Genomic DNA, 14,745 nt, shown 5'->3' on the forward strand with positions numbered 1-14,745 from the left:
AAGTTCTCGGCGTCGCTCGAATCCTGACCCTCTGACGGCGGATCAAAAGTGACCCACTTGGTGATCTTCGCCTGAACCTGATCTTGATCTGAGGTCAGGAGGGAGAGGGTGATCTGCGTGGAGGACTGGGCAGAGATCCGCCGGCTGCACCGGGCCGAGCAGATGCCGATCCGGGCGATCGCGAGGCATCTGGGCATCTCGAAGAACACGGTCAAGCGGGCGCTGGCGAGTGACCGGCCGCCGAAGTACGAGCGTCTGGCCAAGGGCTCGGTGGTCGACGCCGTTGAGGTGCAGATCCGTGAGCTGCTGCGGGAGACGCCGACGATGCCGGCCACGGTGATCGCCGAGCGGATCGGGTGGGAACGCGGGATGACGGTCCTCAAGGAGCGGGTGCGGGAACTGCGGCCCGCCTACGTTCCCGTCGATCCGGTCTCCCGCACGACCTATCAGCCGGGTGAGCTGGCCCAGTGCGACCTGTGGTTTCCCGAGGCGGACATCCCGCTCGGCTACGGGCAGACCGGCCGCCCGCCGGTGCTGGTGATGGTGTCCGGCTACTCGCGGGTGATCGCCGCACGGATGCTGCCCTCCCGCATGACCGGCGACCTGATCGACGGGCACTGGCGGCTGCTGTCCGCCTGGGGCGCGGTGCCCAAGACGCTCGTCTGGGACAAAGAGGCCGGGGTCGGCCGCGGCAGACTGACGGCGGAGTTCGCCGCGTTCGCGGGCCTGCTCGCCACGAAGATCCACCTCTGCCGTCCGCGTGATCCCGAAGCGAAAGGGCTGGTCGAGAGGGCCAACGGCTACCTGGAGACGAGTTTCCTGCCCGGCCGCACCTTCAGCGGCCCCGGCGACTTCAACACCCAGCTGACCTGCTGGCTGGCCGTTGCCAACCGGCGCGTCCACCGCACCCTGCAGACCCGCCCCACCGAGCGGTGGGAGGCCGACCGGGCCGGGATGCTCACCCTGCCGCCCGTCGACCCGCCCGCCTGGTGGCGGATGCAGACCCGGATCGGCCGCGACCACTACGTCCGTGTCGACACCAACGACTACTCCGTGCACCCCGACGCGATCGGCCGCACCGTCACCGTGCTGACCGACAACGACGAGGTCATCGCGCTGGCGCCCGGCGGCGTGATCGTCGCCCGGCATCCCCGCTGCTGGGCCCGCCACCAGACCATCACCGATCCCGATCACGCTAAGGCGGGCAAGACGATGCGCGGACAGCTGCACCATCAGCAGGCCGCTCGCCAGGCCGCAGCTCAGGATGCCTCCGGCCCGCTCGTCGAGGTCGAGCAACGCGAACTGGGCTCCTATGACCGGCTGTTCACCGTCATCGAAGGCGGCGGCGACAGGGAGGCCGGCTGATGCCCCGCACCAACACCGCCCCGGCCGAGAGCACCACAGCGGGCCGCAGGACCGGCTCCCAAACGGCCGCCGACCTCGCCTTCCTGGCCCGCGCGTTGAAGGCCCCGGCCCTGCTGGACGCCGCCGACCGGCTCGCCGAACGTGCCCGCAAGGAGTCCTGGACCCACGCCGAATACCTCGTCGCCTGCCTCCAGCGCGAGGTCTCCGCCCGCGAATCACACGGCGGCGAGGCGAGAGTACGGGCCGCCCGCTTCCCCGCGATCAAGACGATCGAGGAACTGGACGTCACCCATCTGCGCGGCATGACGCGACAACAACTCGCACATCTGGGCACGTTGGACTTCATCGTCGGCAAGGAGAACGCCGTCTTCCTGGGACCGCCGGGCACCGGGAAGACACACCTGGCCATCGGCCTCGCGGTCCGCGCCTGCCAGGCCGGACACCGCGTCGCCTTCGCCACCGCCGCCGAGTGGGTCGACCGCCTTGCCGTCGCCCACCACGCCGGACGGCTCCAGGCCGAGCTCACCAAGCTGAGCCGTTACCCGCTGATCGTGGTCGACGAGGTCGGCTACATACCTTTCGAAGCAGAGGCCGCCAACCTGTTCTTCCAGCTCATCTCGAACCGATATGAACGCGCGTCCGTGATCGTCACCAGCAACAAACCCTTCGGACGCTGGGGAGAGGTCTTCGGCGACGAGACCGTGGCCGCCGCCATGATCGACCGCCTCGTCCACCACGACACCCATGGCAGCGGGCAAGCCCGAGTCAAGGAACGAGAGTTCCTGGGTGTGGTTGACGCATCGCACAGTCAGCGGCGGCACCTGATCAGGACGGAGGACGGGACCATCGGCCACTGCCGAGTGGACGTTGAATGTGATGCCGCCATGGATCTCCTGGGCCTGGACGACCGGTCCGTCGACGTTTCCGGACAGTTCGTTCCTGACGTGTCGGTCCCCCTGGCGGTCTCCGGAACTCTCGCTCATCACACCGCTCCGGCACCCGGCTCGGGCGGAACCGCCCGAGAGCCGCCGAAGGTCAGGCCGGAGAAGTGCTGCCCCTGGAAGACCGGGCCGTTCTGCGTGCCACCGCTGATGCTGTTGTGCACGGAAACAGAGGGGTCTTTCTGGGCATTCGGGTCCAACTCTGCCAGTAATACACGGAGTTCTTCCGCAGCCTCGGGATCAGCCAGGAGGACACGGCGCAGCCGCGTCCTCCATACGGCCTCGATATCCGACCCGGCGAGTTCGTCCTGCGCGGCATGAGCCGCCATCAGCTCCTGCCGGGACAGCTGAAGTTCTTCCCCAGCCGAGTTCTCGTCGCCGCCGCATGCAAAGAATCGAGCGGCTCGATCCCTCACCTGCGCCCAGGTCTCCGACACCATGAGCCCGACCAGTGTTGTCGCTCCGGACGCCGCCAGCGCTGCCAACTCGGCTTCCACAAAACCCCCTTGGGCACGACCTTCAAGACCTCGTTGATGCCACCGTAGAGAGCCCACTGATGCTTTGGTAGCCCGGCCGCTGCAAACGATCTCTCGGAAGCCCTGGCGAAAGGTGTTCGAGCTCCCCAGGCTCCACGCCGGGGCGGTTCGGAACAGGTCACGCCATCACAACGGCGTCGGCGACCGGCTCGGCGGAGGTGCGGTGCGCCTCCTCGATCACCATCTGGTCCCACGGCGGGATTTGGTGGCCCTGGGCGGTGGCCAAAGCGGCGGTGCTGCCCTGCCCTACCGCCACCACCTTCAAGGTGGCGATGGGCTTGTTGCAGTGCAGGCTCCAGGCTTTGATGACGTCGCGGAGAGCCGCCGCATCGGGGACCAGGAGGAGGGTCTTCGCCGTGGGCTGTGCCTGGCTGAGGCCGCTGGCCGCCATGGTGGTCTTGCCCCCCCCGGCCGGCATGGCGAAGGGTCAGCCGCCGTTCGCCGTCGCGCAGCACCTGCTCGAGTCCGTGCGGCCAAGGCCGTCCCGACAGCCAGATGGTAGGAGCGGGGTTTCGTGCATAGTGCGGGCGTTGGCGGAGGTGCAGGAGGATCTGGTGCGGGCGGCCCGCCGACGGGCGCTGCTCTTGCCGGCGTGATCCTTGGGCATGAGATGACCTCGAGTCCCGCCGCGCGCTGCCCCATGACCACGGCGCGGCGTCGAGTGACATGCGGGCAGTGGTGAAGCCTGCTGCACACCGTGCAGCAGGCGCATTTGATGCAGCCTCGCCGGAACATGGTCCGGGCACCTTCGCCGCGAAAACAAGGGGCCGTTCATGGGCCGTCCCCTCGGCGTGGGCCGATGCGCTCGGCCTGCCGTAAGGCTATAACTCCGTCTCCGGTGCCAGGACCGGAGCCTGACAGTCGACGTTCACCGAAGCCGACGGCCGCTACACCTTCACCACTGGCGGGGCGATGTAGGCGACGGGGGTGATGAGGCCGGCAGGTGCCAGGGCCTTGCTCAACGCGGCGAGGCAATGGGCTCTGTGGGGTCGTGCGCCCAGAAGGCGGCAGTGACGCGCTGGACGAGGAGGGACTGTTCGCTCGACGGGTCGTTGTCGCTGTCCACGGCGTGCGGCACGAGGACCCTGGTGCGGGTCACGTGACGTACGTCTTGTGCCATGAGCGGGCGCAGGACGTTGACGAGTTGTGTGGCTGTGCAGTTGGGGTCCGGCAGCACGATTGCGTCAAGGTTGCGGGGCATCGGGTTGTAGCTCCAGCGTACGCAGTGGATGACCGGCTGGTCGTGTGCGTGCCGCACGGACGGATCGCGTTCCAGGTGGATCTCCGCGTCGAGCATGTCCACTGCCAGTTGCATGGCGAACTTCTGGGCCTCGGCCCTGGTGGACAGTACGGCCACGACGCGGCGCAGCCGGAGCCGTTCGATGATCTGCGCGGTTGCGTTGGCTTCGGTGGACCATTGCCGAGGACGCCGCGAGGCGGGGTTTCTGCGGACGCGGACCACTGCCAGCTGGCAGGGCGCCAGTAGTTCTTCGTCCTCCAGGGCCTGTCTGCTCGTCGGGACGATGTGACTGCCGAAGATCTTTTGTGCGGGCATGTGGACCGCCCAGTCCACGTCGCGCGCTTTGAGGCCGGGTGCCATCTGGCGGGGGATGCGTGGAGTGGCCGTCAGATAGATGCGCCGCCGGGCAAGGATGCGGTCGTCATAGTGGATGCCGGCATAGGGGTGCTCTGGCGTGATGATGCCCTCTGCCGTGCGGTGTGCTTCTTCGACGACGAGGTGTCCCCAGGCGGGAAGGTCGTGGCGTCGGTGGCTGTCGGCGACCTTCGGGGCATCTGCGTAGCGGGCGAACACCAGCGCTCCGGGAGGCTGCCGTCTGATCCAGTCGGCCAGATCGGCAGCGCTCGTCAGGCGGGTGCCACCGTGAGGGGCGAAGCCCAGGCCCGCGTGCGGCCTGTCGCCTGTTTTCCGCCAGGTGGCGGCGGCTTTGCGGAGGTCGCGCACGTCTGGGCCGAGGATCAGGCAGGTTTCGGGGGCGAGTTCAAGCACGGCGGACGCGATGGTGGTGGTCTTGCCTGCGCCGGCGGGCATGCTGATCAGTGTTCGACGTCCGCCCCCGCCGAAGATCATCGGGGCCACGCCCGGTGGCGGCTCGCTCTCGGATGTCCAGAACACCGGGTCGTGCGCGCCCACCAACGCGGCAGTGTCCTGGAGGGCCGGTTCCTCTCCAGCCGCGGAATTTCCCGTGACGGTGGCGGGACTCTGTGGTGAGGGAAGCGGTGCCGACGGCGTCTGTGCGCCCTGGGGGGCCGGTGCCCACTCCATGGCCAGTGCTTCCAGGGCCGCGATCTCCGCGCTGTTGAGGGCACCTTGGCGGGCCTGGGCGCGCAGGTCGGTGATCCAGGGGCCGAGCGGGAAGCGTCGGTCGCCTTCGCCGGCGTGGAAGTCGGGCGGGACCTGCAGGTGGTGGTGCTGGCGGTAGAAGTGCCGGGCGGCGCGCAGGCCGCCCGCGAAGTGGTTGGTGGGGGTGCGATGGAGCGCCAGAGCCAGCGGGCTGTCTTGGAACGGCAGTGCAGCCAGTTGCTGGCGCTGCTCCTTTTTCAGGGTGGGGAACATGTCGAACTGCCGGTCGAGCCAGCGGGTGGCGTGGTCTGCGTCGCCGGGCAGGGGGCCGGGGGTGATGACCGGCGGGGATGTGCTGTCACGGACCCCTGCCAGGGTGCGCTGCCAGGCGTCGGACCAGTGGGGGTTCCACCAGCGGTCGATGTCGCGCAGGGCGCGCCGATAGGGGGCGGGCAGGGTGCCTGCGTCGTCCTGGCGGCGCTGCTGCAGGAGCCACTGCGCGAGGGGGCGGCGCTGGTAGGTCTCCTGCGCGTCGTGGGGAAGGAGGTGGCCGTGCTCGCGTGCGTAGGCCTGTGCGGTTTCGAGAAAGGCCTCGGTGCTGTCCGGGTCGTGGCGCCAGGTGATGTTGAAGGTGGCCAGTGCGGCGACACGGGCGGCGGGCAGGTGTCCGGCGGTTTTGAGGGCGCGCTGGTATCCGAGCCAGCAGCCGAGATGGAACCCGTCGTCGGTGATGTGGTTGCTGGGGACGTCGAGGTGTCCGTGTGCGGTGTGGAAAGTCCGGGCGGCGGCCATCCCGGTGTCCCAGATATCCGGTTCAGGTTCCATGATGCGCAGCATCAGGTGCGGAGCGATCTCCAGGGCGCGTGCGGGGCGGATGGCGTAGTCGGGGGTGGAGATGAGCAGGCGGCGGCCGCTGATCGGCAGGCGGTAGAAGTAGTGCTCGTCGTAGGCCCGCAGCGCGATCATGACTTGGTGGAGCAGGTGGTAGGGCGTGCCGAAGGTTGCTTCTTCGGGGCGTTGCCCGGGGCCGAACAGAACGGGGATGATCAAGGTGGAGACCTTGTTCATGCCGGGGCCGATGCGCAGGGCCCGTCCGATGGCCTGGATGATGTCGATGGTGGACTGCTTGGGGTCGGCGAACAGCACGGAGTCGGCCAGCGGGAAGTCGACGCCTTCGACGCACAGGCGGACATTGCACAGGACGCGGAGCTCGGCGAGAGAGCCTTCGCGCCGGTCTGCGGGGGCTTGCCCGAAGTGGCTCATGCGTTCGCGCCGCACCGGCCGGGAGTGCTGGGAGTGGACGCTGGACACCCACAGGCCGTCCGCGTGTCCGCCGGGGATGGCGGCGGCGGTCTGCGGGAGGGTTTCGGCGAGGGCTTCGCACTGCGCGATGCTGCGACTGAAGGAGACCACCCGCTGAATATGGTGGTCCTCGCGGGCTTTGAGCAGGGCCAGTTGGGCTGCGGCGACCCGCGCGGCATCGGCCTGCGGAGTGCGGCCCCGCTTGGCGCGGCTGGTGAGGAAGGCGCGCAGCTGCGGGTGGTGGATCTCGGGGGCTGCGATGCGGTAGTCGGCGAGTCTGCCTTCGTGGATGGCCTCGGCCAGGGAGTAGCGGTAGGCGACGGTGCCGTAGAGGGACACATTGTCCATGGAGGCGATCGGTTCGGTGACGATGCCCCGGTTGACGTCCCAGATACGAGGCGTGGCGGTGAGGTAGAGGCGGTGGCGGGCGGGGATGGCGTCGTCGTCGTGGATAGTGCCCCAGGCCTTGCTGCGCGCTCCGGCGGTGCGGTGGGCTTCATCGACGATGGCGATGTCCCAGCGGGGCAGTTGATGGTCATGGTGGGCCAGACGGAGCTTCTTCAGCGCGGCGTAGGTGGCGAAGACGTTGACCGGGCCGTCGGCGTCTCGCACGGCATGGGCCAGCTGCGCCGGGTCGCCTGTCATGGTGAGGATGCCGTCGAGGACGGGCTCGCTGGTCTGCGGGTCGGAGCAGACACCGAGGTAGCGGCCCGGGCGGCCGGCGGTGTACCAGACGCGGGCGGTCTGGTTCAGCAGGTCCAGGGTGGGCAGCAGAGTCAGGCTGCGGCTGTTGGTAGTGATCTCGTGGGCGATGTGGACGGCGAGGTGGGTCTTTCCGGTACCGCACGGCATGATCACCTGCTGTCGTGTGCGTCCCATCGCGAACGCGTTGAGCACACAGTCCGCGGCATCACGCTGACGGGTCCACAGCTTGCTGGACAGGCGTTCGCCGGGAAGATCGAGCTGCACGGGCCAACTCCGCAGTTCTGGCAGGTCAATGGGTCTGCCCGAAGAATGCGCAGCAGAACGACCACGCACTGCCCGCCCGCGGTGTTGCCACACGATCAGGTGAACCACCGTACGAAACAGGCCCGTTCGGTGCCCGCGCGCGATGTAACTGTGCAGGTACAGCACGAGGTGGAGGCTGTGCGAGGCCTATGTGTCTGCAGGACAGGGCGGGAGCCGTATGGCGTGGGGCCGGAGTCTGGCGCGTGTGTCCGTGCGGCTGGCCGGCCATGAGTCGAACTGCTCACTGCTGTGGCGTGTGGCTGCGGCTCAGGGGGTGGATATCGCCTTCCTGCTGGACGAGTTGGGCGACGGGGAGCCGGGACAGCAGGCGGTGCAGCCGCATCTGGCCGAGGTCTTCCTGAGCGCTCCGGCCGCCGAGCGGCTCGCCGCGATGCTGAATGTGGAACTGTCACGGCTGCAATGGGCGCTGCCTCATCTGCGCGAGACCCACCTGTTGCCCGGGCAGCAGGCCCGGTGGGAATGGCCGTGGTATCCGATGGAGCACTATCTGGTCCCGGCCTGCAGCCGGTGCGTGGCGCTGCGCGGCGGCGGGTGGGGGCCGATCTGGCTGGTCTGGCCCGAGTCCTGGAAGATCTGCGACCGGCATGGCCAGTTCACCCATGTGCGCCAGTCCGGTTCCGGCGTGGAACTGGCCCCACTGGTGCAGGTGGTGCGGGCGCACCGGCAGCGCCGGCGGTTCGAACGCCGGCACGGCCCCGTCGGGGCGTACCTGGTCGCGGACGCGTTCGCGATCGCCGGATGGTGGTGGCGCACGACGGTCGTGGGGTGCTGGGCGCGGCGGGCACAGCGCGCCGGGCGGCCGGAGAGCGACCTGGAGTCGGCGTGGCTGTGGATGTACCCGGAGGCCGTCCCAGTGGCCCGCGCTCTGCTGGACTACGAGCGGCAGCGTGCGGTGCAGGGCGCCGGGCCGTGGGCCGTGGCCGAGGAGCAGCTGCTGGAGCGCCTGGCGCAGCTGGCCGCTGTGCTCGAGCTGCCGCCCGAGATGTGGCGGATCCCGGTGGCACAGTGGCTGCACCAGCATCACCGGTGCATGCCGCCGGTAGCGCAGATGGCCGGGCCGGGCCGGCCGGTGACGGCGCTCATCCACGCCGCCGACGAACAGCAGCAGTCCCTGGCCGAGCGGTGCTGTCTGCCCTGGGACTGGAACGACCCGTCCGTGCCCGTGTGACGCCGGCGCGGCAGCGCAGGCTGCTACCCGCGGACCACAACTGCGCATGTTTCGGGCTGGTGTTCGCCATGCCCTTCATCCGGGTGATCGGCTGCTGCGGCGGCTGCGGACGCCGCCCTCCTTGGCGGATCATGGAACGGGTCTGCCTGAGGCGGGCCCGCCTGGCAGCGAGCTGATGGAGGGGGACGCACGTGCCGGATGCCCCCCTGAACCAGCAGGTGATCACCGTCTGCTATCTCGACCGGTTCGGGCGCCGGCGTGAACTGCCGGTGGAGCAGGCCGCTCAGGTGCCGTTCGAACAACTGGCGCCCCTGCAGATGCCGGTGCCCTATCCGGGCCGGCAGTCCTTCGTCACCAAGGCCTGGGCCTCGGCCACCGGCCAGTCGCTGGCGTGCGGTTCACTGCGCCAGCAGCGCTGCGGCATGCTGCTGGACCGGGATCCGGCGGTGGCCGCGCGCAGCGCCGGGCCGATGGAGCTGCACTGGACACAGGACGGCTGTACGCAGAGCCTGCGGCCGGACTTCGTCGCCTCACGGGCAGCGCGGCGGGAGGTCATCTGCGTGGCTCCGGAGGAGCTCACCGACCGCTGGCACGCCGGGCAGGACATGCTGGCCCGGGCCGCCACTGTGGCCGGCTGGCGGGTGCGCGTCATGCGGCCGCCGGACGGTGTGGAGCTGGACAACCTGATGCTGCTGTACGCCGCCCGCAGCCCGCAGCGGCTGGCCTCGGACGATGCCGAGGCGCTGGCCCCCCCACTTCACTTCCCCACGCACCATCCGCTCCGGGGTACGCGCCGCGGGCCTGCCCACGTTTGCGGGCGTGGACCTGGCCTATCACCTGATCTGGAAACGGCAGCTGCACACCGACATGACCAGGCCCCTGACACCGTCATCGACGGCATGGCTGCGGGAGGACGGATGACCGCACCGCACGACGAGGTACCGGACGGCGCGGTACGGGACGGCGCCGACACCCTGGCCCTCGGCGACACCATCACCTTCAGCGGGGCGCGCTGGCTGGTGACCGCTTTTCACGGTCCGCGGGTCTTCCTCACCGCGCCCGGTGACACCACAGCCGAGCCTTTGATCATCCTCCAGCCGGTGCTGACGTCCGCGAAGGACTTCGCGGTCCTTAACCGGGCGGCTCCCCGCACGGTGGTCACCCACCGCGGGCACGAGCTGAAGGCCCTGCCCGCCGCACTGCGCCGCGAGGTCACGCGGTGGGAGCGCATCGTGAAGGAGGTGCTGCACCAGCAGGCCCCGAACGTGCCGGCGACCACCCGGCCCAAACCCGCCTTCGACCCGGAGCTGCATCCCCTCAAGCAGCGCTACCGCACCAAGGCCGTCCAGCTGACCGAGGCCGGCTGGCCGACCTCGCCCGCCACCATCGAGCGCAAGTGCCTCGCCTGGCGAAAGGAGGGCCTGCTGGGGTTGATCGACCGGCGTGGCCAGCGCGCCGCATCCGCGCACGGACGCGTCGACCAGCGGGTGATCGACCTGGTGTGGGAGATCCTGGATGGCGAACGCGACCAGGGGCTGTCGCCTGGCACCTTGTCGCGGCTGATCGGCCGTGTGCAGCAGACGGTTCGGGCCCGCTACACCCGCGAGCTCGCCGACGCCGATGCAGCAACCGTCGCTGCGCTGCTGCCCAGCCCGGCCACGTATTACCGGCTGCTGCAACGCCTGGGGATCACGGCACACAATGCGCATGCCGCGGCGGCCCGACGTGCTGCCGGTCCGCCGCTCTCGACGCTGCGGCCCGGCAGCCGGCGGGCGACCACGGCACGCTGGCCCGGGGAACTGGTGCAGATCGACACCACCGGACTGGATGTCCTGGTCATCGGCGACGACGGACAGATCATCTCGGTGGAGCTGACCATTGCGATCGATGTGGCCACCCGCAGCATCGTCGGTGCGCTGATCGTGCCCAAGCGGTTTCGCCGTGGTGCCGGTGCGGGCCGGTGGCTGGGCGGGCGGGCCACCCGCAGCTTCGACACGGTGCAGGTCGTGGCGCAGAGCACCGCACCGCTGCCGGTACGGCCGGGGTGGTCCCCGGAAACCTTCATGGACGGCTCGGACCTTCCCTTCGAGGAACTGCTGGCCGCCGATGAGCGGTTCGCCGGTGCGGCCGCCCGGCCGGTCATCAAACCAGAGACGCTCGTCGTCGACCACGGCTCACCGTTCGTCTCTGCGGACTTCACCCGCTCCTGCAACTCCCTGGGCATCGAGGTGCGCGAGGCCCGGCTGCGCACCCCCGTCGACAAGGCGATCGTCGAGCGCGCCATGCTGGCGATCAAGACCGGCTTCAGCCAGCACCTGGCCTCCTACACACACCACCGTCTGGACCTGCGCGGCAAACACGTCCGCAAGCAGCCGCTGTGGACGATCGCCCAGCTGCAGGACCTGTTCGAGCAGTGGGTGGCGCTGCGCTGGCAGCAGACCCCGCACGGCGCGCTGCGCAGCCCGTTCACTCCGGGACTGAAGCTCACCCCGAACCAGATGTATGCGGCGCTGATCTCGCTGCGCGGCTACCGGGCCACGGCGCTGACCGAGAGCGAGAACCGCAAGCTGCTGCCGACCGTGTGGGCACGCATCAACCGCAAGGGCTTCCAGATCAACAACCGCACCTACAACCTGGACAAGGGAGCACTGGATCCCTTCCGCGGCTCCTCCGGGCTCGCGGCCTTTCAGGGAAGGTGGGAGGTGCACTACTCCCCCAACCAGCCCGAGGTCGCCTGGCTGTTCAACCACCGGGCCGCCCCAGACAGCGACCCGTGGGTGGAGGTGCCCTTCATCCACCGGCGGATCCTGCACGACCGGTGGACCGAAGAGAGCTGGGAGCAAGGGCTGCAGGTCCATCTCGCCGCCGGCGGACACCGCCACGACGAGGCCGCCATCGCCCGGGCCACGCACCGCCTGCTGTCCAAAGCAGCTAAGGGGCCCAGGCCCGACGACGCACCCACTGCCTCTGCCCGTTCCCTGCCCGCGCCCCGCCGCCGGCCGGCGGCACCCAAGGAGCACTATGCCGCTGGCATGCCGCCGCTGGATCCGGAATCGGTGCGGCCCTTCCGCCGCCTCGATCGCCCCGCTGCGGAACTCTTCACATCTGGCGAGCCCGTAAAGGACAGCGGACAGAGCGTCGATGCCTTCCTCGCCTCACTGCCCGAACTGAACCCGCCCGCCGACGGCGAAAACGGCTATAACGACCAGCAAGGAAAGAACCGTTGAAAGCGTCGGTACGTGATCCGCAGTCCCCACCCACTCCCCCAGCCCCGCCAGCCCTCGACACCGTCGGCCCGCCGACCACCCTGCTGGGGTGGCGCACCCGCCTGCGGCAACCGCCCTCCAAGCTCCCATCCTTGGTTCCGCTGCCGCCGGAAGACCCTTCCTGCGCCAACAGCGAGGAGGAAGGGGAGAAAAGGGAGAACGATCCCCGCGTCCGCTACCACGCCGACCTCGGCCTGGTCGAGACCACCGACATCCAGCGCGGACTGCTCCTCGCACGGCGGATGCTGCGGCGAAACGGCGAACGCCGCCAACCCGGCCCGCACATCGCCATCGACAGCGACTACCGCGGCACCGGCAAACGCACGCTGCTGCACCACATCGGCATGGGCCACCAAGGGCGCCGCGAGAAACTGCACGGCATCGACGACACCCGCATCCCGGTGATCTGCATCAACGCCCCGCCCACCCCGGGCACCCCGGCCGACTGGTCCGCCGCCCTTGCCACGTTCCTGGGCTGGGACCTCTACCGCTCCGACACCGACAGCCGGCCCGTGCAGCGCATGAAGGACTTCACCGGACCCGCCGTGCATGTGATGCGCACCAACCACGCAGAGGTGTGCCTGGTCGACGGGATCGACCGGCTGCGCACCGAGGATCTGCAGCCCACTTTCGACTTCTTCGACTACCTCGCGGACGAACTGAGCCTGACGGTCTTTTGGAGCGGCATCGGCTCCAGCGACATCCTCCGCGAAGCACGCACCGCCCGCTTCCCCGCCCTGCGCCGGACAAGCGACGCCGCACCGCTGCGCCAGCGGTCCGTACCCACCTTGTGGGTCAACCGGCTACCGCCCCGCAGCCCCGAACACCCCGACGAATGGCCCCGAGCCCTGGCCAGTTTCGACGGAAGACTCCAGCTGTGCCACCACCGGCCCAACAGCCTCCTGGAGCTCGCCGAAGAGCTCTACGACATCACCGACGGGCTCATGGAAAACCTCACACCGCTGCTCAGCATGGCCGCGCAGATCGCCATCCTCGACGGCACCGAGGCGATCACACCGGAGATCCTGCACGACGCCGCCCGCTACCTCGATCTGCCCGCGGCAGGCACGATGGACGAGGCGTGGTGACGCAGAGCGCGGATGCCGGGCTCTCACCACCGACGAGTACGCAGGCCGCTCGCACGCCGTGCCGGGCACTCGCACACGTAGCCCAGCGGGCCCACAGCTGGCGGGCGCCCCTGAAATGCGACAGGGTCCAGATCCTCGAATGGATCCGGACCCTGCCCGGCAGTAGCGGGGACAGGATTTGAACCTGCGACCTCTGGGTTATGAGCCCAGCGAGCTACCGAGCTGCTCCACCCCGCGTCGGTGAAGCCAACCTTACGCCATCCCGCGAGGTCCGCAGACCACCTCCGGCCAGGGGCTATGCAGCGAAGCCGACGTTGGTGCAGTACTCGTACGCTCCGTACTGGGATCCCAGATCAGGCAGGATGTCGTCGGTCCAGGCCGCGTCCAAGCCGTGGTGGTCACCGGCAGACCACGCGCCGACGATCCGGTCCCAGCGGCGCACGTTCATGTGCCGGAAGGGAACGTCGCGCTGCAGCGGGCGGGCGACGCCGGACTGGTTGAGGGGGTGGATCTCCACCCTGGTGCCGCCGTTCGCGTTGAGGCGCTTGAGCAGGTGCCGGGCCACGTTCTGCCGGCGCACCACCCGGTAGGCGTCGTCGATCTTCTTCAGATTCTTCCCCGAGGGGTGGCGCTTGCCCTCCAGCCACGCCTTGAGCGTGCGGTCGGTCACCGTCAGCCCGGCATCCCTGGCGGCCTGACGGGCGTGGTCGGACCTCGTCAGATAGTTCAGGCGCGCCATCAGACCGCGCTTCGCGGTGACGGGGGTGGCGATGCCGCCGGCGAGGTCGTCGAGCTTCCGCCCGACGAGTTCGCTTCCCCTGACGCCGCTCGCGCCGAACCTTCCGAAGTCGCTGTTCCTCTCCGGCATCTACTGCTCCTCCCCCATCGTGTCGGTGCCCGCGGTATAGAGGTCTTTGACCTTGACCTCAGTAACCCCACGGCCTTCGGGAAAGACACGGCGCCAGTCGCCGATGACGTGGAGTTCGTCGGTGCCCATCGCGCGGACGACGGCGAGTCCTTCGTCGTGGGCTTTGAGCGCCTTCATCCAGAGGTTGGCGAAGGCCTGGGAGCGGATGATATGCATCCAGTCCGGCCGATACAGCTCCCGGTTGTAGTTCGACTCCCCCATGGTGGAGACGAACTTCGAGTACATCGCCTTCACGTACTCCAGGGTGACCGCGTCGCCGTCGGCGATGGCAGTGTCGCGGGCATCCTTGAGCGTGATGCGGAACTTCTCCAGCAGGTTCTCCGTCGCCCCCGAAGTGTAGGACTCGTGGACTTCCGGCGCCTCGCACAGCCCGTACTTCGGGCTGGACAGGCGCAGCAGGAGACGCAGGGTGGGTTCGGTGACCCACAGGGGTCCGGGTTCGTCGCGCTCGCCGATCGGGTTGGGCAAGTAGGCGTCGTGCTCCCAGGCGGGTGGGGTGATCAGGTGGACTCCGGCGCGGCGGCGGTCGTGCGGCATGCCGGTGGTGTGCTCGAGCTGCCCGAGCGGCAGATGTGTCTTGAGGGCGGACAGGTAGGCGCCGTTGATGTCCAGTGCCGTCACCTCATGTACGCCGGGCGGCAGTTCGGCGCGGGTCCACTTGGGGCGGGCCTCCCAGATCTGGTCCGCGCCCCGGGAGGTCTGCTTCTTCAGGATGTCGGGAATTGCGGGGTGGGCGATCACGTCGTACCGGGCGCCCTTGCGGGTCTCGTCCAGCAAGCGCATCGTGTCCGGGATCGCCTTCTTCAACAGCGCCGCGGTG

At 69.2% G+C, this 14,745-nt stretch carries 8 protein-coding genes, 1 tRNA gene and 1 pseudogene; 5 read left to right on the forward strand and 5 right to left on the reverse strand.

What is annotated here, in order from left to right; all coding sequences use genetic code 11:
* Nucleotides 1–108 precede the first annotated feature (108 nt).
* Complete coding sequence (gene istA, locus ABZ564_RS23795) at nt 109–1,365, forward strand: IS21 family transposase (RefSeq protein WP_360859962.1); 1,257 nt, start codon at nt 109–111, stop codon at nt 1,363–1,365.
* Nucleotides 1,365–2,627: an IS21-like element helper ATPase IstB gene (gene istB / locus ABZ564_RS23800; protein WP_360859965.1), complete on the forward strand. Its 1,263-nt coding sequence runs from the start codon at nt 1,365–1,367 to the stop codon at nt 2,625–2,627. The genes istA and istB overlap by 1 nt, the downstream gene beginning before the upstream one ends.
* 333 nt (nt 2,628–2,960) lie before the next feature.
* Here the strand turns inward: istB and ABZ564_RS23805 are convergent, their stop codons facing one another.
* Nucleotides 2,961–3,233, reverse strand: a complete 273-nt coding sequence (locus ABZ564_RS23805) for a hypothetical protein (protein WP_360859968.1) — start codon at nt 3,231–3,233, stop codon at nt 2,961–2,963.
* 567 nt (nt 3,234–3,800) lie between these two features.
* Nucleotides 3,801–7,415 (reverse strand): Helicase associated domain protein, encoded by a 3,615-nt coding sequence (locus tag ABZ564_RS23810; RefSeq protein ID WP_360859971.1) that lies wholly within the window; start codon nt 7,413–7,415, stop codon nt 3,801–3,803.
* A gap of 313 nt (nt 7,416–7,728) precedes the next feature.
* On the opposite strand from ABZ564_RS23810, the gene ABZ564_RS23815 reads away from it, so the two are divergent.
* From ABZ564_RS23815 to ABZ564_RS23825, 3 genes are all read left to right on the forward strand, one after another.
* Nucleotides 7,729–8,643: a hypothetical protein gene (locus tag ABZ564_RS23815; RefSeq protein WP_360859974.1), complete on the forward strand. Its 915-nt coding sequence runs from the start codon at nt 7,729–7,731 to the stop codon at nt 8,641–8,643.
* A gap of 191 nt (nt 8,644–8,834) precedes the next feature.
* Nucleotides 8,835–11,870, forward strand: coding sequence for a hypothetical protein (locus ABZ564_RS23820; protein ID WP_360859977.1), 3,036 nt, complete (start codon nt 8,835–8,837; stop codon nt 11,868–11,870).
* Nucleotides 11,871–12,001: 131 nt separating this feature from the next.
* A complete protein-coding gene (locus ABZ564_RS23825; protein WP_360859980.1) occupies nt 12,002–12,997 on the forward strand; it encodes a hypothetical protein in 996 nt (331 codons plus the stop codon).
* A gap of 163 nt (nt 12,998–13,160) precedes the next feature.
* On the opposite strand, the gene ABZ564_RS23830 is transcribed toward ABZ564_RS23825, so the two are convergent.
* From ABZ564_RS23830 to ABZ564_RS23840, 3 genes and pseudogenes are all read right to left on the reverse strand, one after another.
* Nucleotides 13,161–13,234 (reverse strand) — tRNA-Met (locus tag ABZ564_RS23830).
* A gap of 58 nt (nt 13,235–13,292) precedes the next feature.
* Complete coding sequence (locus ABZ564_RS23835) at nt 13,293–13,865, reverse strand: helix-turn-helix transcriptional regulator (protein WP_360859983.1); 573 nt, start codon at nt 13,863–13,865, stop codon at nt 13,293–13,295.
* Nucleotides 13,866–14,745 (reverse strand): annotated as a pseudogene (locus ABZ564_RS23840) (transcriptional regulator); the annotation flags it as partial.

The sequence above is a fragment of the Streptomyces sp. NPDC019224 genome, assembly GCF_040632605.1.
In the GTDB taxonomy this organism is placed as follows: domain Bacteria; phylum Actinomycetota; class Actinomycetes; order Streptomycetales; family Streptomycetaceae; genus Streptomyces.